This is a genomic window from Desulfosporosinus sp. Sb-LF (assembly GCF_004766055.1).
Taxonomy (GTDB): Bacteria; Bacillota; Desulfitobacteriia; order Desulfitobacteriales; family Desulfitobacteriaceae; genus Desulfosporosinus.
This window is the reverse complement of the sequence record NZ_SPQR01000004.1, coordinates 108,833-131,177: the sequence shown is the minus strand read 5'-3', so window position 1 is coordinate 131,177 and position 22,345 is coordinate 108,833. Positions and strand designations below refer to the sequence as shown.

Here is a 22,345-nt window from a genome sequence, read left to right as displayed (position 1 = left end):
ATAATAAAGATCAAACGAATTTTTACTAAACCTTCTCAATGATGCACTTAGAAAAGCCACTAGCAACCGGGGTGCTCTGGGCGAAGCCTGGGAAAAATTCCAATTGCTGTTCTGCGTGTTCAAAGACTGGATTAATGGCAATTGTAAAGAAATGCCAACGCGCTCACACCTTATGATTGTCTTGGCTATTGTCTATTTCGTTTCGCCAGAGGATGGGATCTTCGATTATATTCCATTTGCAGGATTTATCGATGACGCGACGGTGGCTGGCTTTGTTATTTCACAAGTAAGTATTGACCTTGAACGATATAAACAATGGAAACAACAAGGAGATTCTACTCATGAGACGATCGAAGAAATATGGAGCACCTCAGCAACTGAGGCGTCTTCCTATGACGTTATTTTCAATATTTAATTATTATAATCACAACTGTGCGTGATATTCACAAATTGACCTCGTCTATTATTCAAAAAACTCTTGTAATATTCCGCTCCTTGCATTAAACTATGCTTAACTAAATAGTTCGTTACTGGTGCCCTTTGATGAGGGAGAATAGGGAACTGGGCGAGAATCCCAGACGGACCCACCACTGTAAAGAGGAGAACTATGCACTGCCACTGGATAACCGGGAAGGCGTATAGGACGATGATTCTAAGTCAGGAGACCTGCCCGTAACTTATGTAAATCATGAATTAAGGTAAAGTTCATGGTCAAAATTCTTATCACATGTTGATAAGAACTTTGACCATGAACTTTTTATTGTTATCTTATCGAAGGAAGGTGAAAGAGATTGGGGTATCATGGTCGAGATGTCGAGGTCGTTTCAATTAGTAAAGAACAATACCTTGTGGCTTCTTGTGATTCCTGTGGAGCGATCGGTATGAAAGATCTAGATGAGGTCCGAATTTCGTGGTCTATTACTGGGAGGTTAACCACACGAGTCGCTCTGATGGAAGTCCTTTCAACTGGGGCTGTTCCCCAGATGATGACCGTGGCAATTTCTAATGAGCCGTATCCGACTGGCGAAGGGATATTAGAGGGGGTGAGAGAAGAGTTAGTATTCGCTAGATTGACGCTACCCATGGCGATCAGCACTGAAAAAAACATAATTACACAGCAAACTGGCCTTGGTGTCAGCGTGATTGGTGTGGCTGAGAAGAACCAATTGCGCATCGGAACTTCTCAATCCGGTGATAACATCTATTGTTTAGGGTTCCCTAAAGTGGGCCCCGAGATCAACAATCCTGAGGATTCTGAAATTGTTCAAATTCACCACATCCAAGCCCTCTTAAACATTTGTGGTGTTCACGACATCATCCCTGTTGGATCAAGAGGGATTCATGTGGAAGCACAGCAACTTGCTTCTAACGTGAAGAAGCAGATGATCGTTGATCCCTCTTGTGTCCTTGATTTGCATAAATCTGCTGGGCCTTCGACTTGTCTAATAGTTTCGGCTTCATCGTCCTCAATCTTTGACCTCAAATCTTCTGGTTTTGAGAGATTGCCCTTAACTAAACTAGGTAGATTAGACTAAAATCTAAGGAGGAATAGCCCATGAATAATTTAAACACAGAAACAAAGGACCTGAAACTATCCGCTTGGAATGTTAAAAGACTATCGATTATGGCGATTTTCATCGCCTTAAGTGCCGTGGGTGCTCTGATTAAAATTCCAAGTCCTGTGGGAACTATCGGCATGGATTCTGCTCCTGGATTTTTCAGTGCTTTAGCGTTTGGAGGGCTAGAGGGAGTGGTCGTCATTGCCTTTGGTCATTTATTGACATCAGCGGTTATTGGATTTCCTTTGACGATTCCTGTTCATCTGTATATTGCTTTCCAAATGGCTTTATGGGCTTTAGCCTACCGTTGGGTGAGCCAGAAGCTGGGCCTCATTCCCGCTGTCATCGTGGGGATTCTCCTCAATGGAGTCGTATCATCTTTTGCTATGCTTCCTATGATGGGTATGGGAGGGGTTCTTGGATTAATGCCTTTTCTTGTTGCTGGGTCTGCCATTAACGTTATTATATCTGCAATTGCCTATAAAGGGATTAAGGGTAGCCGGCTTATTTAAATAATGAGGTGGAAGACGTGAAAACCGTGGAACGCGTTGAAATTGCTATTGAATTAAAGAATGTCTCCTACCGTTACCCAAACGCCGTAGAGCCTTGTTTAAAGAACGTAAGTCTTACCGTTCAAAAAGGAACGTTCATTGTCTTAATGGGCGCTACCGGAGCGGGGAAAACGACCTTGAGTTTATGTCTTAACGGTCTAATTCCTCAGCTCTTGGCAGGAGATCTGACAGGACAGGTGAGCGCAGCCGGTCAAAATGTGAGGAAAACCGCAATTCAGTCGTTGTCAAGGGTTCTTGGGCTCGTCTTGCAGGATCCCGAGACTCAGATCATCGGTCGAACCGTTGAAGAAGATACCGCGTTTGGCCCACGCAATTTTTTAGTTTCGTTGCACGAAATTAATCAGAGAGTCGATGGGACTCTAGGAAAAGTCCGCCTTAAAGGGTACAATCAACGCTTAACCGAGGAACTTTCAGGTGGTGAAAAACAACGTTTGGCGATTGCGGGCGTTCTAGTGATGGAACCTGAAATCTTGGTGCTTGATGAGCCTACCTCGGAACTTGATCCAGTAGGACGTTCGGAAATCTATGAAACGTTAGAAGATCTACGACGCAAGAAAGATCTAACAATTATGTTAGTCGACCATTCCGGCGAAGAACTGATCAATATAGCGGATGAGGTGATTGTGCTCAGCCAGGGGGAAGTGGCTTGGCGAGGGGTTCCAGCTGAACTCTTTCGAAATATTCCCCTCTTACGTCAGTATGGGATAAAGCCTTTACCTACCAGTTTAATCGGATGGGATTTCTATGAAAAAGGTTGGATTCCATTTGACGAGATTCCTTTAGATAGTTCGTCTGCTGAACAATTGATCAGAGGATTATTACCTAAGTACGGACAACGGAGGGATAACCCTCAGCCGCTTCTGCCGCAGGAGACGGATTATTTCAAGGTACGGAATGAGGGAACAATTCAGATTCGCAACTTAGTCTATCAATACAATTCAGAAAAGCCTGCTTTACAAGGAATTAACCTAACCATTGAAACAGGTGAGTTTGTAGCCCTAATCGGGCAAAATGGCGCTGGCAAAACAACCTTAGCCAAACATTTGAATGGATTGCTGAAACCAACGAGCGGAGAAGTTATCGTAGAGGGCATGAATACCCTTCAGTATGATACATACCATTTGTCCAAAACGATCGGGTATGTCTTCCAAAATCCTGATCATCAAATTTTCTCTGTTACCGTTGAGAAAGAATTAGAATATGGGCTCAAAAATGCTGGCTTCAAAGGTATGGAAATCAAAGGCCGAGTTGATCAGGTGCTTCAGTTTACTGGGTTAGAGAAATACCGTCACGTTCATCCGTTCACCTTAGGAAAAGGAGAACGGCAAATGATAGCCATGGCCTCTATTCTTGTAATCGAGCCCAAAATACTCATCATAGACGAACCGACTACCGGATCAGACTGGACAGGAATTCAGGCGATGTTGGGTTTGATCCGTAAATTACATGCTGCAGGAACCACAATTATTATGATTAGTCATGATATGGACCTTGTAGCCCAATATGCTAACCGAGTTATTGTACTCAAAGATGGCAGTATCTTGATGGATGGTAATCCTCGTGACGTTTTTTCAAAGGACGATAAGCTTCTTGACGCTGCCATTGTCCCACCCCAACTTTGTAGGCTCTCTTCTCAATTGAAGGATGTCTTGTTTCAGGAAACCTTGATCGAACCCGACGAGTTCATTGCTATGTTCGAAAGTGGGGAAAAAACGGGATGTTTATAGAGTATTTACCGGGAAATACCTTGCTCCATCGCTTAGACGTTCGAACCAAGATGCTCGGATTCTTAGGGATCTGTATCCTCTCGTTTTTATTTCAAGATCCGCAGTTCCAGGTTTTAATATTAGCTTTGGCAGGATTATTGGCTTTTTGGATTAGAATCCCACTGCGAAAGATTGGGGGGATGATGGCTCCCTTGATTCCCATTGCCATTTCAATTATTCTAATCACAGGATTTACGTTCGCGCCGGAGCGCTTTGAGCGGGTCTCTAGCCAAGCTATCCTCTTTTATGCCCTGCCGGGAGACCGATTGGGGGCTACGGTGGGGGGATTTCTGATGGGCACTACCTTTCTCTTTCGCCTCTTTAGTCTGATGATTGCTTCTTCTGTGTTAACTTTGACTACGTCGATGGATGATTTCACGCAATTTTTCTATAAGATGAGGGTCCCTGCAGAAATTTCCATGATGCTGACAACAGCGATACGATTTATTCCTACTCTGGATAAAAAACGAAGGCTTATCCTAGAAGCTCAAAAGGCACGAGGTTCCAGATTTAACGAAAAAGGAATTGTAGGTCCTATACGATCGTATCTTCCGATTATGATTCCCATGTTTATAAACTCGATTTTAATGGCTAATTCATTATCGATGGCAATGCTGAATAGGGGATACGGCTTAACTCGTTCTTGGACACCTTTGCGCGAAATTGCGTTTGCCCCAAGGGATTTCTGGGCGATTTTCCTCATTGTTCTGTCGATAACCTTGGCTATTCTTGCTCGATTCAGACTGCATCTGGGGGTTTTGTAGATAATAAAGTTTTAGCTCGTGGTAGGCCTTAGTTGCGCTGATGCATCACATAACTTATACTTTCAGATATGCCAATCTAATACCAGTTTGATATTACGTTGATAAACTTAATATGGGAGAGGAAACTATGGCTAAAGACAAAGATCGACATACTTGGCGCGAAGGATATACAACAGGAAGCTGTGCAGCTGGTGCAGCTAAAGTAGCCTGCCTCCTTCTCCATGGGGACAGTTTACCTGAGCAGGTAGAGGTTCCTCTGCCGAATTCTGCTCGCTTAATGATGCCCATCCAAGGGGGAGAATCAAACGATTCAGTAGCCACTGCATGCATTCTCAAAAACGGCGGGGATGATGCGGATATCACACATGGGCTTGAAATCCGTGCGATAGTACGTCAGCTTTCCCCTCATGGAATTATTCACATCCGTGGGGGCAAAGGGGTAGGAACCGTCACAAAAAAAGGATTAGCCATTGATGTTGGGGAAAGCGCTATTAACCCAGTTCCGAGGAAAATGATCAATCAAGCTGTACGTGAGGTCTTCCCCGAAGAAGAACTTGAAATAATCATCGAAGTCCCTGCCGGAGAAGCCGCCGCTTTGCGAACCCTAAATCCTAGGTTGGGAATTGTCGGAGGAATTTCAATTCTGGGGACAAGTGGGATCGTCCGTCCTATGTCAGAAGAAGCTTTTAAAACCTCGATTCTTCCGGAGTTGGATCAGGCAGTGGCTTATGGACATAAAACTATTGTGCTAACCCCAGGGCACTATGGCTATAGAGTCGCGACGGAACGCTTGAAGGTCCCGACTGAAGCCGTGATCGAAATGAGTAATTTTGTAGGCTTCCTTTTGGAAGAAGCAGCCTACCGTGGAATTGAACAGGTCATTTTACTGGGACATATCGGGAAGCTGATCAAAGTATCAGGTGGGATTTTCCATACCCATAATCGTGTTGCAGATGCACGTTCGGAAATATTGCTGGCACATGCGGCACTGGCTGGGGTAAATTTTGACACCTTAGCACATCTGGCAGAGTTTCCAACCACTGAAGGAGCAACATTAGAACTTCTAAATCTCGGCGAGCAAAACTTGCTTCACCATCTAGCACATTTGGCCAGTGAACGGGCCCAGGCATTCACCATTGGGCGTCTGAGCGTAGGCACGATTATGACGTTGTTAAGCGGCCAACCGATTGGTTGGGATACGAAAGCTCGCGAAATTGTAAAAGAACAAGGTTGGGTGTGGTCGACTGAACCTTGACATATGCTTAGCCAGACAATTTAATTTAATTGTCTGGCTTTTTAAATAATTTATTTTTAAAAAAGAGGAATTTAGTATATACTTATAGAATAATCCATTATCAGTTGTATACATACTCATGAATTTAATACTACTCATTCTTAGGGTTCCTCAGCAATTGGGGATTTTAAAGGGGAAGTCGGTGAAAATCCGGCGCGGTCCCGCCACTGTAAACAAGGAGTTCTCTTCAGTAATGCCATGATCGAATGTTAGAGGAAGAGAATGATGATTTGAAGCCAGGAAACCTGCCTTAAGAACATCACAGACCTACGGGCGATAGGAAATGTGTGTGTTTATTTAGGTAAACCATACGAGCCGCTCAGGCTCGTTTTTATTTACCCATCTATAATACGCTTCCTTCCCATTCGCAAGTCAACTTAATGAATGAAATGAAATTTCTAGAACCTGTGGTGAACGTATAATTCATCAAGCAATGGAAGAAGGTTTTCTATGTTACAGGTGATCGGTATCGGCCCCGGTAGACCGGAATGGTTGCCCCCTGCAATCACTAAACTTGTGGGAAATTGCGACATTTTAATTGGGGGTTCTAGGGCGCTTGAACTCTTTCCAAATTTCGCGGGACGACAGTATTGCCTATCTGGTGACCTCGCTCACAGTCTTGAAGTGATTGCAAACGCACTTCAAAAAAAGAAAATTATTGGAGTTCTCGTCTCAGGCGACCCCGGGTTTTTCAGCTTTTTGCCCAGGCTTAAAAAGGAATTTCCTGAGGAGAGAATCGACGTCTACCCGGGAATAAGCTCTCTACAATTCGCCTTTGCGAGAGCAGGGATTCCTTGGCAAGAGGCAACCTTCGTTAGTGTTCATGGTCGAGAATTGTCCGTATTGCCACGGGTGATAACTCGTCCCACAGCGGTCTTAACGGGTGGAGAAAATACCCCTCAGAAAATAGCGCAACTCTATTTGGATCTCGGAAGTAACCCCCATATTTCTGTAGGCAATGCCCTTACCTATCCAGAAGAATTCTGGGAAACAATGGATGCCGAGCATTTATCTCATGAGAAAACATCGTTGAAAAATGCCATCGTTATTCTGTATCCAACAATTGAGCAGGATAATATGCAAACTACTGGTTGCAGAATTGGTATTCCAGACCATGAGTTCCTACGGGGAAAGGTTCCCATGACCAAAGCGGAAATTCGAGTCCAAGTACTCGCGAAGGCCCAAATATCGACCAATGACCATATTGTGGACATCGGGGCTGGTACTGGAAGCATTAGTATTGAAGCCGCTGGTCTCGCTCCTAAAGGGGTTGTTTATGCAATTGAACATAATCCAGAGGCTCAAGAACTCATTCTAGCCAATCAACAAAAGTTTGGCATCTCTAACCTACGTCTGATTTCCGGGGCCGCCCCCGATGTTTTTGGAGAGCTCCCCCAAGTTAATGTCTGTATCATTGGCGGAAGTCATGGACGATTGAAGGAAATTCTAGAAAAAGTACCCCTCGTTGAGGGAGGTAGAATCGTGATCACTGCAGTGACAATCGAAACGGTATCCCACGGACTGAAACTCCTTGAAGATCTTCACTATCAAGAAATCGATGCCGTTTCTATTCAAGCAGTCCGTTGGAAGCCAGTACAAACTCTTCATATGGCACAAGCTTTAAATCCGGTCTTTATTCTATCAGCACGAAAAGAGGGGAAGTCATGAATACAATGTGGGGGAAATTTTATGGAGTCGGGGTTGGCCCCGGCGATCCTCAGCTCTTGACCTTACAAGCTGTCAACGTTTTACAAACCGTCGATCTGGTAGCTATCCCAAAATCTAAAATGGAGCGAGAAAGCGTCGCCTGGGATATTGCTAAAATTCATTGCCCGTCGAACGTCCGCCTTATCGAACTGGAATTGCCCATGACTTCGGACCAGCAAGTTTTGGCTAAGGCTTGGCAAGATGGAGCACAGACACTCTTATCTGAACTAAAACAGGGCAAATCGATTGCGTTCATTACGCTGGGTGATCCTTCACTCTATAGCACTTACAGTTACCTACTTAACATCCTCCAGGAGGAATTACCCCAGGAATGTATTGCAACTGTGCCAGGTATCACTGCCATGTCCGCAGCAGCTGCCAGGATTAATTTACCTCTTGCCACAGGGGATGAACCCCTTCTTATCTTGCCAAGTACCGAAGATGTGGGCGAATTTCTCGACTTTCCGAACTTGGTTTTGATGAAAGTCTCTCGGAGACTTCCTGAGATTTTAACACTTCTAGAGGAGAAAGATAAAAAAGCGGTCTTGCTAACACGCCTAGGGCAGCCGGGTGAGGCTATCCGCTGGAAGCCTAAACCACAGGACTTTGCTTCCGACAAAATCGATTATCTCAGCCTTTTACTTGTCAAAAAGGATTTGTTAGGGAGGAAAAAAGATTGAGTCAGAACAAACTTACGGGAAAAGTTATTTTCGTCGGAGCTGGCCCTGGAGATCCGGAACTGATCACAATCAAAGGATCCCGCGCACTAGAACGAGCTGACCGTGTGATCTACGCGGGGTCTTTAGTCAACCCGACATTACTCGATATCTGTCGTCCGGGAACCCCTTTTCACGACAGTGCCCATCTAACACTCGAAGAGGTGGTTGCTTTGATGTCCGAGGGAACTAGTCGTGGGGAAATGATTGTACGTCTCCATACTGGAGATCCTAGTATGTACGGAGCAATAAAGGAACAATTTGACTATTTAGACAAACAAGAAATTCCGTATTCCGTCATTCCAGGGGTCAGCTCGGTGTTTGCAGCTGCGGCGGCGGTCAAGCGTGAGTTCACCTTGCCAGATATTAGCCAAACTTTAATTCTTACCCGTTTAGCTGGACGTACCCCTGTGCCAGAACGTGAGGCACTTGAAAAATTAGCAAAACATCAAGCCAGTATGGCAATTTTCCTAAGTGTCCAAGATATGGGTTCTGTGGTAGCAGCCTTATTGGAAGGGGGTTATCCTGTATCTACTCCCATCGCCGTAATTGCTAAAGCTAGTTGGCCGGATGAAGAGGTTCTTCTCGGGACCTTAGAAACAATCGTAGAAAAAGTTAAACAGGCAGGAATCCGTAAGCAGGCTCAGATTCTTGTCGGGGATTTCTTAGATCCGGCAAACGGTTACGCGAGGTCCAAACTTTATGATCCGACCTTTACCCACGAATACCGTCAAGGGACAGAAACGTGAAAGTAGCACTTGTGGCATTAACGGATCGCGGGATGGCTACAGCCCAGCGTATTGGAGAGGGTCTACCAAAAACAGCGACTTCAGAGCTTTTCATCCATGAGAAAGCACTCGGCCTGAACGAGAACAAGCAAATAGAACATGTTCAAGCAAACCTACACAACTTTCGGCGTTTAGGGGATATCGTCCCAGACCTATGGCGAGAGTATCCAGTTCTCATTTTTGTCATGGCGACAGGGATTGTGGTACGCCAAATTGCTCCCTTTATCGAACGCAAAGATCGAGATCCAGCGGTACTTGTTCTAGATGAAGAAGGAGAATTCGTTATACCTTTGCTTTCCGGGCATCTGGGTGGCGCAAACTCCTGGGCGAATCAGATCGCCCATCAGATCGGTGCTCAAGCAGTTATTACCACAGCAACAGACGGTCGAGGATTAGTAGCACCCGATGAATACGCCCGAAGGAATGGTTGGAAAGTAGAACCCATAGACCATTTACCAGTGGTTAACCGTTTACTCATGGAACAAGGATATCTCAACGTCTGGACAAGTCACTCTTTGAAACCCGAACACACTTGGTTTAACGATAGTCGTTATCGGTTCTTGTCAGAAAACGACAAAGATAAAGCAAATGTAATCTTAGATGCTTTTCCTAACACAGATATTAAAGCAGATTGCCTCTATTTAGTGCCTCCAGTCTTGAGTGTTGGAGTTGGGTGTCGCCGCGGAGTCTCTTCGGAAACAATTTTAGAGAGAATCACGTCGGCTGTAGAACAAATTGGTGCCTCGCTTAAGGCAATATCCGGGATCTATAGTATTGACCTTAAATCCGATGAAGTTGGACTGATAGAAGCGGCCAAGCAGCTTCGAGTTCCGTTTCGAACCTTTCGAGCAGCTGAACTTCAAGCGGTTAATGAACATGAACAGTTAAGTCGATCAAACTTTGTTAACGAGAAGATAGGAGTGGACGGAGTATGCGAAGCAGCGAGTTTACTGGGAACACACAAGGGACGGCTAATCCTGCCGAAGATCATGGGGCAGGGGGTCACAGTAGCGATCAGCATGGAAAAGGAAAGCTCTTTGTCGTAGGCCTCGGACCTGGAGACCCTGACCATATGACCGCACGAGTACAGTCGGTGTTAAATGAAGTTGAATACATCGTAGGGTATAAAACTTACATAGAGCTTATTCGTTCGTTTTTAACTCATCAACAGATTGTAGCTACTGGAATGCGTCAAGAGATCGACCGCTGTCGTGAGGCGATTCGTTTGGCGGCCGAGGGACATAGGGTTGCTGTCGTGAGTAGCGGAGATGCTGGTGTCTATGGAATGGCTGGGATTATTATTGAGTGTCTAGAACAAGAGGGGCTTATTGATCTTCCACTGGAGATTATTCCAGGTGTAACGGCAGCTTCTGCGTCTGCCTCCATGCTAGGTGCTCCTTTAATGCATGACTTTGCTGTGATTAGCTTGAGTGATCTGTTAACCCCTTGGGAAGTCATCGAGAAACGAGTGCGCTTGGCAGCTGAAGGAGATTTTATCTTTGCGATTTATAACCCAAAAAGTCTCGGTCGAACACAACACATAGAGACAGTACGAGAAATCCTACTACGCTACCGTCGTCCCGATACTCCCGTTGGCCTTGTCCGAGAGGCATTACGTGGGGAGGAATCGAGCGTGCAAATCACCACAATCGGGGATTTCACCAATCACACCATCGACATGCTGACAACTGTCATTATCGGGAACTCGCAAACTCGTATTGTTGGCCCTTATATGGTTACCCCTCGTGGGTATAAACTGTGAGACTTCTGGTTTTAGCTGGAACAGAAGATGGACGACAACTAGCGAATGCCTTAAAACAGCGTGGACATGATGTTTTAGTCTCTACACTGACCGCTTATGGCGCAGATTTGGCACTAGTGCAAGGACTCCAAGTTCGTTCCGGTGCGATGGATGCTCCCATCCTCACAGATCTCCTAAAGAAAGGTACCTTTGCAGCACTGGTGGATGCAACCCATCCCTATGCGACACGGGTGAAACAAATGGCTAAAACAGTCTGCCGAGAGCTATCGCTACCCTACCTTTGTTGGCAGCGCTCAGCACTGGATTTAGAAGTTCATCCCCTTATTCATTGGGCTGAAGACATTCCGTCTGCTGCTCGAATGGCTGCAGAGCTAGGACAACGTATTTTGTTGACGACAGGAAGCAATGCGTTGCCAGAATGGGTATCGCTCCCCTCTCTGAAAGACAAAATGCTCTATATCCGTGTCTTACCTACATCAGACGTGTTGGCGCGTTGCGAATCGTTTGGATTCAAACCGAATCAAATCATCGCTGCTCAAGGCCCATTTTCTCAAGAGTGGGACGAAGCGATGTTCAAGCAATTAAGGATCGAAGTCGTAGTTGCCAAAGAGAGTGGAAAAGTAGGAGGAACCCTCGAAAAAGTACAGGCTTGCCTCTGCTTAAATATCCCGTTAGTCATCTTGAAACGACCGAACACTGAAGATCAAACTAGTTATACGCTTTCACAATTTATAAAACATTTGGAGGAAATCTTATGAAATCAGAAATCGTTCTCTTAGGACACGGTAGTCGTCGTGCAGAAGCAAACCAAGGGCTTTTAGTTGTCGCCGAAAAAGTTAGTCTGTTAATGGGACAGCCCGTAACGCCTGCTTATATGGCCCATGATCATCCTAGCCTTCCAGAAGTGGTGGAGGCGAAAATCAAAGACGGTGCGTTACGAATTGTTATTATGCCACTCTTTCTCTTCCGCGGAGTCCACGTGACGGTAGATATCCATGAAGAATTACGCGAAATTCGCGAACAGCATCCGAACGTTGAGATAATCTTTACCAGAGAACTGGGAGCAGATGACGGTATTGCGAATTTAGCTAGCCTACGAATTAAGGAGGCTTTAGGCGAATGACAGCATTTATATTAGATCCAGGGCATATTGAAGCTGAAAGTATGCGTATCATACGAGCTGGTCTGACCCGCCCATGGACGGAGGATGAATTCCCAGTTGTGGAACGTTTGATTCATACAAGTGGGGATCCTTCTTTAGAATCTGTCATAGCAATTCATCCACAAGCGATTGCAAGCGGACTTAAGGCTTTGAAGGCGGGTGCGACCGTCATCACAGATGTTGAAATGGTCCGCGCAGGTATCTCAAAGCAGAAACTAAAATCCTTAGGTGGAACAGTGGAATGCTTTCTTAATGCTCCTGAGGTCGCTGAACAAGCTAAAGCTTGGGGAATCACGCGATCAATGACCGCCTTTCGCTTGAATCCGGAGCGCCTTCATAATTCTGTTGTGGCGATCGGAAACGCGCCAACAGCTCTAATCGAAGTCTTACGCCTCGCCGAGAATCCTGAAACACGTCCGGCTTTGATCATCGGAATACCCGTTGGATTTATAGGGGCGAAAGAGTCCAAAGATATACTTTGGGAACGCCAAGATATCCCATCGGTCACTGTATTAGGGACGCGTGGGGGGAGCCCACTCGCTGCTACGGTTGTCAATGCGTTGATCTATACCGCCTTGCGGCAACTTAACAAATAAGACAAAGAAATTATCCAATATCAGTCAATCCTGGGCAAAAAACACCAGTTCAGAAAAAGAAGGTGATATAATGTCTTCAAATAGAAAATTCACAGCCAAGCTCATGATCCAGGGAACTTCTTCTAGCGTTGGCAAAAGCGTGTTAGCTGCAGCGTTTTGTCGAATATTTTACCAAGAAGGATACAAAGTTAGTCCCTTCAAAGCACAGAATATGGCCCTTAACTCCTTTGTGACCGCATCGGGCGGAGAGATGGGTAGAGCTCAGGTAGTTCAGGCCCAAGCTGCTGGCGTAGAGCCAGAAGTGCGAATGAACCCGATTTTACTTAAACCTAGTGGGCCAACTGGTTCGCAGGTGGTCATTATGGGCAAGTCACAGGGGAATGTGACAGCCTTGCGTTACCACGGAGAATATCAGCGTATGACATGGCCGTTTGTGACAGAGGCACTTCATGGGCTGCTCAATGATCATGAAATTGTGATTATTGAAGGAGCAGGAAGTCCCGCCGAAGTCAACCTTAAATCCAACGATATTGTTAATATGCGTGTAGCCTTAGAAGCGAATTCACCAGTCTTACTTGTAGCAGACATTGATCGTGGCGGTGCCTTGGCTTCTGTTGTAGGGACCTTAGAATTAGTGGAACCTGAAGAACGAGCTATGATTAAAGGAATTATCTTTAATAAGTTTCGAGGAGAAATCAAGCTTCTTCAACCTGCATTAGATTTCATTGAAGAGAGAACAGGGATCCCAGTCGTTGGGGTTGTTCCTTATTTTAAAATTAGGATTCCGGATGAAGATTCCGTAGCCTTGAATGAGGCAGACGAAAAACCTTCGGTTTCTTTAGCTGAACAATTAGATATTGCGGTAATTCGCTTCCCTTATATTTCAAACTTTACAGACTTTGATGCGCTTCAAGATGAACCGGATGTCGCTGTACGCTACGTTACCGAACTATCAAATTTGGGAAAACCAGATCTCCTAATTCTTCCGGGAAGTAAAAATACCCTAGCTGATTTAAGGTTTCTTCATGAGAGTGGTTTAGGGACGCAGATTCAAATGCTTTCTGAGGAAAAAGTTCCTCTGATCGGAGTTTGCGGTGGGTATCAGATGATGGGCCGCTCGGTGAAAGATCCGTTGCATACCGAATCCGAACTAGAAGAGGTTTTAGGTCTCGGGATTCTTCCGATGGTAACGGAATTTTATCCTCAGAAACATACTGTTCAGAGCAAGGGGACAATTCTAGCGGATCGAGACTTTTTTGGGGCATGTACCGGGGATACAGTCGTTGGTTATGAAATTCATATGGGCCGCTCCACGATGGATGAAGGACAGACGCCGCTTTTTAATCTAACATCGAATGGCGTAACCTATACGGATGGTTTGCAAGCAGGAAATGCCTATGGAACTTACTTGCACGGGATTTTTGATAATGATCGTTTGCGGACAGCACTTTTAATGTGGCTCTGGGAACGCAGAGGTCAACGAAGACCCGTTGAAGCGACACTCTCTCAGGCAGCGCTACGAGAGTCAGCGTTCAATGAGTTAGCAGACTTAGTACGTCAGAGTGTGGATCTCGAGCGCGTACGGGCTATCATGGGGTTGGGGGCAGATACGAAGCCAAGTGATTTGGCAAGTTTCAACGAACCTAACGAGGGGAAAGACCGGGTAATTTGAAATGACGGAAGCATATAAAGTTTTCTCAATAGTACTCCCTGTCACTGTCTTCATCGGATTTCTTCTCGACCAAGTCCTAGGAGACCCTCGTAGTTGGCCGCATCCTGTCGTGGGGATTGGAAATGTCATAGCCTTTTTGGAACGTCGTCTTAATCATGGGTCCCCCGCAAAACGCCGCAGAAACGGTGTCCTTTTAACGTTCCTAGTAGTAGGTGGGACTTATCTGTTGACGTTACTTGTTCTATGGGGAGCGAACAAACTCCATCCCTTGCTGGGACTGGTTGTTAGTGTGTATCTAGTCTTTACAACACTGGCTGGAAAATCCCTCTTAGATGCAGGGCAAAGTGTTCTGGCTCCTTTAAAACAAGGAGATTTAGACGCGGCCCGGAAGCGGCTTTCTTGGTTGGTTAGCCGGGACACGGAGAATCTTTCTGAAGGGGAGATCGTACGAGGAACGGTCGAAACACTTGCTGAAAACTTTGTCGATGGGATTTTATCTCCACTTTTTTATGCAGCCCTCGGCGGTGCACCACTAGCCATGACCTTCAAGGCGATCAGCACTTTAGATTCGATGGTTGGTTATCGAAATGAACGCTATGAGGATTTTGGTTGGTTCTCTGCCCGAACGGATGATTGGGCGAATTACCTTCCAGCACGGTTATCAGTTCCCTTCTTACTCTTGGCTGGTTGGCTAAGTCGAATGCCCGTAGGCCATGCCTATCAAATGTGGAAACGTGATGCCGCAGGACATCCAAGCCCTAACGGCGGGAATCCGGAAAGTGTCGTTGCTGGGTTACTCGGAATTCGTTTAGGTGGCATTAATTGTTACCATGGTCAGACTCATCATCGCGCGGAAATGGGTGAAATACTTCATCCAGTCAATGCCCTCGACATTGTTCACTGTCGATACTTAGTTCGAACAGCGACTTGGTTATCTCTTTTCCCAGCTTTATTATTAGCTTTTATAGCAGGTTAAATCTGAATACTTCTGCACATTAAGATAAAAACAGGAGGGGAGAGACGGTATGAGAATTCCTCGAATTGTCCTAGCGGGAACGCATAGCGGAGTAGGTAAAACTACCCTTGCTACCGGTTTGATGGCGGCTTTAAAAAAACGCGGACGACCAATCCAAGGGTACAAGGTTGGGCCGGATTATATTGATCCTAGTTATCATGCGGCTGCTACAGGTAGAGCTTCCCGCAATCTAGATCGCTGGCTGTTGGGTGAGCATCTCCCTTCCGTCTTTGCTCAGAGTTCTGAAGAGAACTGGGCGGTGATTGAGGGTGTCATGGGCATGTTCGATGGTATGAGTGGAACGGCTGGTTTCGGAAGTACGGCTGATGTTGCGAAACTCCTTCATGCTCCCATTATCCTTATTGTCGATGCATCCTCCATGTCTCGCAGCGTGGCTGCCTTAGTCCACGGATTTAACTCTTTTGACCCTCAAGTAAACCTTCAAGGGGTAATCCTTAACCGCGTAAAATCCCCCGCCCAAGAAAAAATACTAAGAGAAGCCCTTAGTGATCTTCAGATCCCCGTCCTTGGAGTTCTTCCGAAAGAAGGGGCCCTCCATCTTCCGGAACGGCATTTGGGATTGGTTCCTGTGGGAGAGGGTGGACTATTGGAAGGCTTTATCGACACACTTTCGGAACTGATAACCAAACACGTCGATTTAGAGCAAGTTGAAACCATTATGCGTAACGCACCTAATCTTCTTGAATCTCTTTTTGAAGAAACAAAAACTAACTTGCATTCAATGACCGCTCAAACGTTAGCTCAAAGTGGTAAATTTCGCCTAGGCTTAGCGCACGATGAGGCCTTCCTTTTTTACTACCAAGATGCTTTAGACTTAGCAGAGCGCTTGAATTGTATAATTGTTCCGTTTAGCCCTTTGCACGACCGATTTCTACCCCAAAACCTTGACGGCATTTTTATAGGTGGTGGTTTTCCAGAGCTTCATTTAAACCATTTGAGTAACAACATTTCCTTTCTAGAATCACTTCGAGACTATGCGAAAAGTGGAAAGCCGATCTATGCAGAATGTGGAGGGTATATGTACCTTGGACAGTCTATAACGGACTTTGAGGGAAACGAAGTCCCCTTGGCAGGTCTCATTCCCATGAAAGCGGAAATGACAAAACGCTTACAAGGGATTGGGTATCGTGAAGGAGTCTTTTGCCAGGATAATTTCCTGGGTCCCCGTGGGACAACAGTTCAAGGGCATGAGTTTCACTATTCGCGTGTGACTTATAAAAAAGACTTTCCATCCGCTTATGAATTGTTCAAAGGAGGCAAAGCCGATCGTATGGAGGGTTATGCGCGAGAGAACATTGTCGCTTCGTACTTACACCTTCATTTTTCAGGACAGCCTGGACTACTTGAACATTGGTTTGCGTCACGTTCTCGGAGAAGCGAGGTATGATCACTGTTTATACTGGCCAAGGTAAAGGGAAAACGACGTCAGCCATCGGAGAAGCCCTTTTGGCTTATACTGAAGGGAAACGCGTTCTGATGGTACAATTTCTAAAAGGGAGCACCTACAGTGGTGAACTAACAGGTCTTTACCGTTTAGGGGTACCTCTCATTCAATTTGGCGTGGGTTGTCGTTGGGCGGGTATGATTAGAACGGGTCTGAAACACTGTACGGGCTGTGGGGAGTGTTTTCGGCAAAACCGGGATCCGGAGATCGCTTTGGACTTGGTTAACCAAGCGTATAATTTTGTGCTAGGTGAAGTCAGGGCGAAATCTTATGATGTTATAATTTTAGACGAAGTAAGTCATGCCCTGAATCGCGGTTTTTTAAGTTTGGATCTTGTACAAGAACTCTTGTCGACAAATACTTCTCTAGAATGGATTCTGACAGGGCGAGGGATGCCTGAATTTTTAGAATCTCTAGTAGACAATTGGTGGGACCTAAACTTGCTAAAGCATCCTTTTGCTAAGGGCGTTAGCAGTCGTAGGGGGATTGAATATTAATGGATTTCGCTGTCGGATTGGCCCGGTGTCCGGGGACGTGCGGAGAATGGGTGCAGGGAGCACGAAAAGGAGTTCCATTTCTTGTGGATTGTCCCATTGACCGTTTTTCGGAAGCAAGGGTGGCATTGAACGTGCATACACCAGGTTGGGATCTTCCGCTGCGTAAAACTAAAGCTCTCCAAGTATTAGAATTACTTAAAGAAGATCTGGATCTTCCCAGGTTGGGCGGTAAGGTGGAATTTTTACAGCAACTTCCTGAGGGAAAAGGAATGGCAAGCTCTACTGCTGACATTACTGCCGTAGCGGCAGCCACACTAACGGCCCTTGGAGAAGACCCTGCTCCCGAGCGATTGGCTCAGCTTGCTTTACAGATTGAACCGAGCGATAGCGTCATGTTTCCGGGTATCACCGAGATAGAACATGTTCAACGACATAACCATTTTGTACTCGGGCCTTCGCTCCCCGCCTTATTTCTTGCCCTAGATTGGGGTGGAACAATTGATACAAGAGTTTTCAATGCTCGGCCGGGGTTAGCTGAACACTACCGGCACTTTGAAATTGAAATTGAGAGGGCCTATTGTTTGGCCCGTGAAGGAATAGAACAAATCGATTTGGAAAAATTAGCGACGGCTGGAACAATCAGTGCTCGGTGTAATCTGGAAATAAATCCGAAATCCTCGTTTGAACTCTTCTTGGCATGGGTTCGTCAAAATGGGGGGCTAGGTGTTATTACTGCTCACAGCGGTACATTGCTTGCCGGGGTATTTCCGCAAGAAGGCTTTTTAAGTCGGGATTCACAGCTACATTTACGCCTTGAAGCAGAGCAACGGTTTAGCCCTACGTTCCTCGATCTCTTCAATAGTCACGGTGGCGGAGTTGTGGCAATAAAATCCAATTTTACAGAAAATGCGGGGTGAGACTATGCATGGTGGAAATTTGCGCAGAGCCCAAGAATTATATGGCTCCAGTTCGTTGATTGATCTTTCTGCAAATATCAATCCTTTTGGACCGCCACCGAAGGTTTGGGCTTCCTTGCAACAAGGCATGAAGGATATTGTAAATTATCCGGATCCCGAGAGTATGGACTTGAGGAAAGCGCTTTCTAATCATCTGGGGCTTCCTGCCGACTCAATTATGGTTGGTAACGGCGCTGGTGAATTAATATTCACAATCGTGCAAGCGTTAAAACCTAAAAAAGTAGCAATTCCTATTCCGACATTTAGTGAATACGAACGGGCTGCGCGTTCAACCGGTTCGGAAGTGAGCTATATTCCACTAGGACCTGAGGGCTGGGCCAAGTTTAATCGAAGGAATGGAGACCACGAAAACACCCGTGGTGAGGGTGGAGTGGACCGAGAGTGGAGGAGATACCTAGAAGGCTGTGACTTACTCTTTCTTTGCTCTCCCCATAATCCGACAGGCAGTGTCCTCCAAAAAGACACGTTTGAATACATTCTAACGCTTACCAAAGAATTAGGATGTCGCATCTTGTTTGATGAGTCCTTCGTTGACTTTCTTCCTGACGAGTCACGCGAATCTACTCGCGTATATCTTAAAAATAACGAACACCTCATCGTACTTTACTCGTTGACAAAGTTCTACAGTTTGCCAGGATTACGCTTAGGCACACTCTTTGCGCATCCGTCTCTACTTACTCTTTTTGAGCAATACAGAGATCCTTGGTCCGTAAATGTGCTTGCTCAACAAGCCGGAATCACATCCCTAGAAGATTTAAACTACCCGGATAGCGTTCGAGAAAAGCTGAGAGAGAGTCGCTCCTATTTCTACCGAGAATTTGAACTTGCTAATTTATTAGAGTTACGACTTTGGCCAAGTTCAGTTAATTTTGCCTTAATTGAGGTTTTGAACCCCACAACGGGTGCCTTGATCCAACATTTGGGTAAACAAGGGGTTCTAGTGCGGGATTGTGCCAGCTTTGCAGGTCTGTCAGGGAATTTCATCCGAGTTGCGATTAAAGATACTCCAGCCATGCAACGGCTCATTGATGGGCTAAAGGGATTCTACTCTAAGGTTGAAAGGGGGCGTGATTGATGCATATCGCTGAGGGAATGCTACCAGCTCCCTACGCCATTGCGTATTGGGTTGGCGCAAGTGCTTTTGTGGCCGCCGGAGCTAGAAGCCTTGCTAAAAAAAGCCGAGAACTCCCGATGATGAAGCAATTAACAGGGGTCATGACAGCAGGGATTTTCCTTGTCTCGCTTCTTCCGATTCCAGTCCCAATGACTGGTACCTGTTCCCATCCAGGTGGGACACCTTTGGGAGCCATTCTATTGGGGCCTGCTATCGCAACGTTAATGAGTCTTATCGCCCTTCTTTTTCAAGCCCTTTTCTTTTCTCATGGCGGATTGACAACGCTTGGAGCCAACACCCTCACCATGGGCGTTTTCGGGGGTTGGGTAGGGTGGGGACTCTTTTGGGGATTGCGTCGGATTAGGCTCAATCTCTTTTGGTCAGGATTTGTTGCTGGATTAATTGGGGATATAGCAATTTACGTTGGAACATCCACGCAATTGGCTTTGGCTATTCATGGGACTCATCCCTTTAGCGAAGTTTTCTTAGCTATTTTTACTGTGTTCATTCCCACCCAATGGCCCTTGGCTATTCTGGAAGGGATTTTTACAGGCTTGGTTCTGAAATATATCGCCGAACATCGACCAGACATTTTAATGTTGCTTCACGTCTTACCAGCATCCGACAACTATCAAAGGGCGAATTCAGAAACAGCTGCGAGCTCAGTTCTCTCTGAAAGGGGAGAAAAAGAGTGAAACAACAAGTATGGAAATCTGGGTTTTTGGTTTTGTTCCTTGGAATCATTATTTATCTCGGGGTACATGCTCCAGCTATGCCTGGAGCAGATACACATGTCAATGCAGTCGCAGAGAAATATGCGTCAGAAGTGGGTGCAGGAGAACGTCCGCCTCTCATAAATACTAATAAAGGAGATCTTTTACTTTTTATGTTTGCTATCGGGGGCGCGGTTGCGGGATTTGTGATTGGATATACTTGGCGAGACCTTTTCGGACGAACTGAAAGCCATAGTAATATTCAGAAACAATAATCAATATAACCAGGTAAGCCGCCGCGAGAACTTTATAATAACTAATGTCCACGGTAATAAGATATTCTAAGAAATTTCTATGTTAGTCACAGATACCTTGATAGATGAGGAGGGGAGATCCATGCTAGCGACGGGAATAAGAGATCCAAATCCGGTGACGAAATTATCTCACGTGGACGGACGTATCAAATTGTTTCTGACTGTCGCTGGTTTGCTTGCTGCTACAAGTACACGTTCTTGGCTTTTGCCATTTTGTTTTGGCATCTTAAGCATTCTGCTCTTGAACTTAGTCGGGGTAAGTGGGCATTTGTTATGGCGGCGATTACGCCCGATCCTCTTCCTCGCAATTTTTGTAGGGGCAACCCAAATCTTCATCAATGGGCACACCCCTTGGTTTGAATGGAATATCTTCTCTTTTCACTTAATTGGATATCATGAAGGATTAATGCGAGGGTCATTATTTGCAGCTCGAATTTTCGGCGGAATTAGTGTGATGTCTGTGTTAACATTTACAACAACCGTTCAGGAGTGGATTCAAGCCCTTGCTTGGTTTAGGGTGCCGCAATTAGTCATTGAAATCATGACCTTAGCCTATTCGTCATTGTTCACATTATTAGACGAATTGGAACGCCTGCAAAAGGCCCAACATATGCGGCTAGGATATGGTACATGGTGGCGAACCATCCAATCAATCGGTGCAATCGGTGGGATTTTGTTTATCCGAGTCTTTGATAAAAGTGTTCGGTTATGGCAAGCCATGAGATGCCGAGGATATAATGGAGAAATTTCCGTTCATCATGATCTTGTTCTAAGAAAACAAGACCTCTTGGTATCGGGTTTAGGATTAATAATTATCCTAGGGAGCTGGGTCATTGGAAGATAATGCACGAAAATAACCAATAGGAATTTGAGGGTGACATTGTGGTGATATTGGAGACACAAAATTTAGCATTTGCCTATCCGAACGGAACGGAAATTTTACATGGTGTGGATTTTTCCGTAAATTCAGGAGAATGTGTCGCGCTATTAGGAGCCAATGGCTGCGGTAAAACTACCCTTTTTCAGCATTTTAACGGGCTATTAAAACCACGTTCCGGAAGTGTTCTTTTAAAAGGAAAAAATTTATCCCAGTGGCATCAAAATGAGGTATTTACTCAGGTTGGTATGGTTTTTCAGGATCCCCATGACCAGCTATTTGCGGCTAGTGTCTATGAGGACGTTTCCTATGGCCCCAAAAATTTAGGATTGTCCGCCTCAGAGATTCAGGAACGGGTTGAATCTGCTTTGAAACAATGTAAAATGTGGGAACAACGGAATCATAGCATTCATCAGCTCAGTTATGGCCAGAAGAAGAGAGTCGCCATCGCGGGTGTGTTAGCCATGCACTGCGACATCATCGTACTTGACGAACCAACGGCCGGTCTTGATCCTCGAACTGCAGCAGACTTGATGCTTACGTTAAAAGGATTGCAAGTTAACAAGGGATTAACCACCATTATCTCTACTCACGAAGTCGATATTGTCCCGATTTATTGTGACCGCGCTTATGTTATGCAAGAAGGTCGAATAGTAATTGAAGGGACACCCGAACATATCTTTTCTGATCCAGTACTCATTCGCGGTGCATTTTTGCGCTTACCTCGCATTGCCCATCTATGGGAGATCCTAAAACATAAAGAGGGGGTCATTTCTTCTGCCAATCCCTTAACCATCAAAGAAGCGAGAGAAGCCTTTAGAAAGCTGTAATTACCCGATACCATATATCGGATCACTTTTCAGAGAGTTTTAAGCAGTCAAAATGTTAAGATAAATCAATATAAAGCAAAAAAATCCATATGAAACGATACAATATAAGACTAAAATGATAATATCGAAGAAATAAAATTCAAAAATGGATGGGTCAATGTAAATTTTTAGTTAAATAGAGGGAG

At 45.4% G+C, this 22,345-nt stretch carries 24 protein-coding genes and 2 riboswitches; all 24 genes read left to right on the top strand.

Translation table 11 applies throughout. The features are described from left to right. The first annotated feature begins 115 nt into the window (after positions 1–115). On the top strand, positions 116–415 hold the full coding sequence (locus E4K68_RS07110; protein ID WP_243450291.1) for a YkvA family protein: 300 nt from the start codon (positions 116–118) through the stop codon (positions 413–415). A gap of 99 nt (positions 416–514) precedes the next feature. Next, positions 515–689, top strand: a riboswitch (cobalamin riboswitch). Positions 690–791: 102 nt separating this feature from the next. After that, positions 792–1,535 carry an alpha-ribazole kinase gene (locus E4K68_RS07105; RefSeq protein ID WP_135378245.1) on the top strand — a complete coding sequence of 248 codons (744 nt, stop codon included), beginning with the start codon at positions 792–794 and terminating at the stop codon, positions 1,533–1,535. A 20-nt stretch (positions 1,536–1,555) separates the two neighbouring features. Beyond that, positions 1,556–2,071: an ECF transporter S component gene (locus E4K68_RS07100; protein ID WP_135378244.1), complete on the top strand. Its 516-nt coding sequence runs from the start codon at positions 1,556–1,558 to the stop codon at positions 2,069–2,071. Between the two features lie 17 nt (positions 2,072–2,088). After that, a complete protein-coding gene (locus tag E4K68_RS07095; protein ID WP_243450290.1) occupies positions 2,089–3,858 on the top strand; it encodes an ABC transporter ATP-binding protein in 1,770 nt (589 codons plus the stop codon). Next, positions 3,849–4,661 carry an energy-coupling factor transporter transmembrane component T gene (locus E4K68_RS07090; protein WP_135378242.1) on the top strand — a complete coding sequence of 271 codons (813 nt, stop codon included), beginning with the start codon at positions 3,849–3,851 and terminating at the stop codon, positions 4,659–4,661. The genes E4K68_RS07095 and E4K68_RS07090 overlap by 10 nt, the downstream gene beginning before the upstream one ends. A gap of 127 nt (positions 4,662–4,788) precedes the next feature. Continuing rightward, the gene (gene cbiD / locus E4K68_RS07085; protein ID WP_135378241.1) at positions 4,789–5,916 is read left to right on the top strand and encodes a cobalt-precorrin-5B (C(1))-methyltransferase CbiD; all 1,128 of its coding nucleotides are present in this window, start codon (positions 4,789–4,791) and stop codon (positions 5,914–5,916) included. 126 nt (positions 5,917–6,042) lie between these two features. Continuing rightward, positions 6,043–6,223, top strand: a riboswitch (cobalamin riboswitch). A gap of 182 nt (positions 6,224–6,405) precedes the next feature. Then, positions 6,406–7,623: a precorrin-6y C5,15-methyltransferase (decarboxylating) subunit CbiE gene (gene cbiE / locus E4K68_RS07080; protein ID WP_135378240.1), complete on the top strand. Its 1,218-nt coding sequence runs from the start codon at positions 6,406–6,408 to the stop codon at positions 7,621–7,623. Next, positions 7,620–8,342: a precorrin-2 C(20)-methyltransferase gene (cobI, locus tag E4K68_RS07075; protein WP_135378239.1), complete on the top strand. Its 723-nt coding sequence runs from the start codon at positions 7,620–7,622 to the stop codon at positions 8,340–8,342. The genes cbiE and cobI overlap by 4 nt, the downstream gene beginning before the upstream one ends. Then, positions 8,339–9,127 carry a precorrin-4 C(11)-methyltransferase gene (cobM, locus tag E4K68_RS07070; protein ID WP_135378238.1) on the top strand — a complete coding sequence of 263 codons (789 nt, stop codon included), beginning with the start codon at positions 8,339–8,341 and terminating at the stop codon, positions 9,125–9,127. Before cobI ends, cobM begins: the two co-directional genes overlap by 4 nt. After that, on the top strand, positions 9,124–10,212 hold the full coding sequence (locus tag E4K68_RS07065) for a cobalamin biosynthesis protein (RefSeq protein ID WP_135378237.1): 1,089 nt from the start codon (positions 9,124–9,126) through the stop codon (positions 10,210–10,212). Before cobM ends, E4K68_RS07065 begins: the two co-directional genes overlap by 4 nt. A gap of 26 nt (positions 10,213–10,238) precedes the next feature. Then, the gene (gene cobJ / locus E4K68_RS07060) at positions 10,239–10,928 is read left to right on the top strand and encodes a precorrin-3B C(17)-methyltransferase (RefSeq protein ID WP_243450306.1); all 690 of its coding nucleotides are present in this window, start codon (positions 10,239–10,241) and stop codon (positions 10,926–10,928) included. Next, entirely contained in the window at positions 10,925–11,686 is a 762-nt protein-coding gene (cobK, locus tag E4K68_RS07055) for a precorrin-6A reductase (protein WP_135378235.1), read from the top strand. The genes cobJ and cobK overlap by 4 nt, the downstream gene beginning before the upstream one ends. Continuing rightward, entirely contained in the window at positions 11,683–12,051 is a 369-nt protein-coding gene (locus tag E4K68_RS07050) for a CbiX/SirB N-terminal domain-containing protein (RefSeq protein WP_135378234.1), read from the top strand. The genes cobK and E4K68_RS07050 overlap by 4 nt, the downstream gene beginning before the upstream one ends. Next, the gene (locus tag E4K68_RS07045) at positions 12,048–12,686 is read left to right on the top strand and encodes a precorrin-8X methylmutase (RefSeq protein WP_135378233.1); all 639 of its coding nucleotides are present in this window, start codon (positions 12,048–12,050) and stop codon (positions 12,684–12,686) included. The genes E4K68_RS07050 and E4K68_RS07045 overlap by 4 nt, the downstream gene beginning before the upstream one ends. Positions 12,687–12,756: 70 nt before the next feature. After that, a complete protein-coding gene (locus E4K68_RS07040; protein ID WP_135378232.1) occupies positions 12,757–14,358 on the top strand; it encodes a cobyric acid synthase in 1,602 nt (533 codons plus the stop codon). A gap of 1 nt (position 14,359) precedes the next feature. Next, positions 14,360–15,334, top strand: a complete 975-nt coding sequence (cbiB, locus tag E4K68_RS07035) for an adenosylcobinamide-phosphate synthase CbiB (RefSeq protein ID WP_135378231.1) — start codon at positions 14,360–14,362, stop codon at positions 15,332–15,334. Between the two features lie 49 nt (positions 15,335–15,383). Then, positions 15,384–16,781: a cobyrinate a,c-diamide synthase gene (locus E4K68_RS07030; RefSeq protein ID WP_135378230.1), complete on the top strand. Its 1,398-nt coding sequence runs from the start codon at positions 15,384–15,386 to the stop codon at positions 16,779–16,781. Continuing rightward, complete coding sequence (locus tag E4K68_RS07025; RefSeq protein ID WP_135378229.1) at positions 16,778–17,335, top strand: cob(I)yrinic acid a,c-diamide adenosyltransferase; 558 nt, start codon at positions 16,778–16,780, stop codon at positions 17,333–17,335. Before E4K68_RS07030 ends, E4K68_RS07025 begins: the two co-directional genes overlap by 4 nt. Beyond that, positions 17,335–18,252, top strand: coding sequence for a GHMP kinase (locus tag E4K68_RS07020; protein ID WP_135378228.1), 918 nt, complete (start codon positions 17,335–17,337; stop codon positions 18,250–18,252). The genes E4K68_RS07025 and E4K68_RS07020 overlap by 1 nt, the downstream gene beginning before the upstream one ends. Before the next feature lie 4 nt (positions 18,253–18,256). Then, positions 18,257–19,387, top strand: coding sequence for a threonine-phosphate decarboxylase (locus tag E4K68_RS07015; protein WP_135378438.1), 1,131 nt, complete (start codon positions 18,257–18,259; stop codon positions 19,385–19,387). Further along, complete coding sequence (locus tag E4K68_RS07010; protein WP_135378227.1) at positions 19,387–20,121, top strand: energy-coupling factor ABC transporter permease; 735 nt, start codon at positions 19,387–19,389, stop codon at positions 20,119–20,121. The genes E4K68_RS07015 and E4K68_RS07010 overlap by 1 nt, the downstream gene beginning before the upstream one ends. Further along, positions 20,118–20,414: a cobalt transporter gene (locus tag E4K68_RS07005; RefSeq protein ID WP_135378226.1), complete on the top strand. Its 297-nt coding sequence runs from the start codon at positions 20,118–20,120 to the stop codon at positions 20,412–20,414. Before E4K68_RS07010 ends, E4K68_RS07005 begins: the two co-directional genes overlap by 4 nt. Before the next feature lie 121 nt (positions 20,415–20,535). Next, the gene (gene cbiQ, locus E4K68_RS07000) at positions 20,536–21,297 is read left to right on the top strand and encodes a cobalt ECF transporter T component CbiQ (protein ID WP_158291382.1); all 762 of its coding nucleotides are present in this window, start codon (positions 20,536–20,538) and stop codon (positions 21,295–21,297) included. 41 nt (positions 21,298–21,338) lie between these two features. Next, entirely contained in the window at positions 21,339–22,160 is an 822-nt protein-coding gene (locus E4K68_RS06995) for an ATP-binding cassette domain-containing protein (RefSeq protein WP_348982847.1), read from the top strand. Positions 22,161–22,345: the final 185 nt, after the last annotated feature.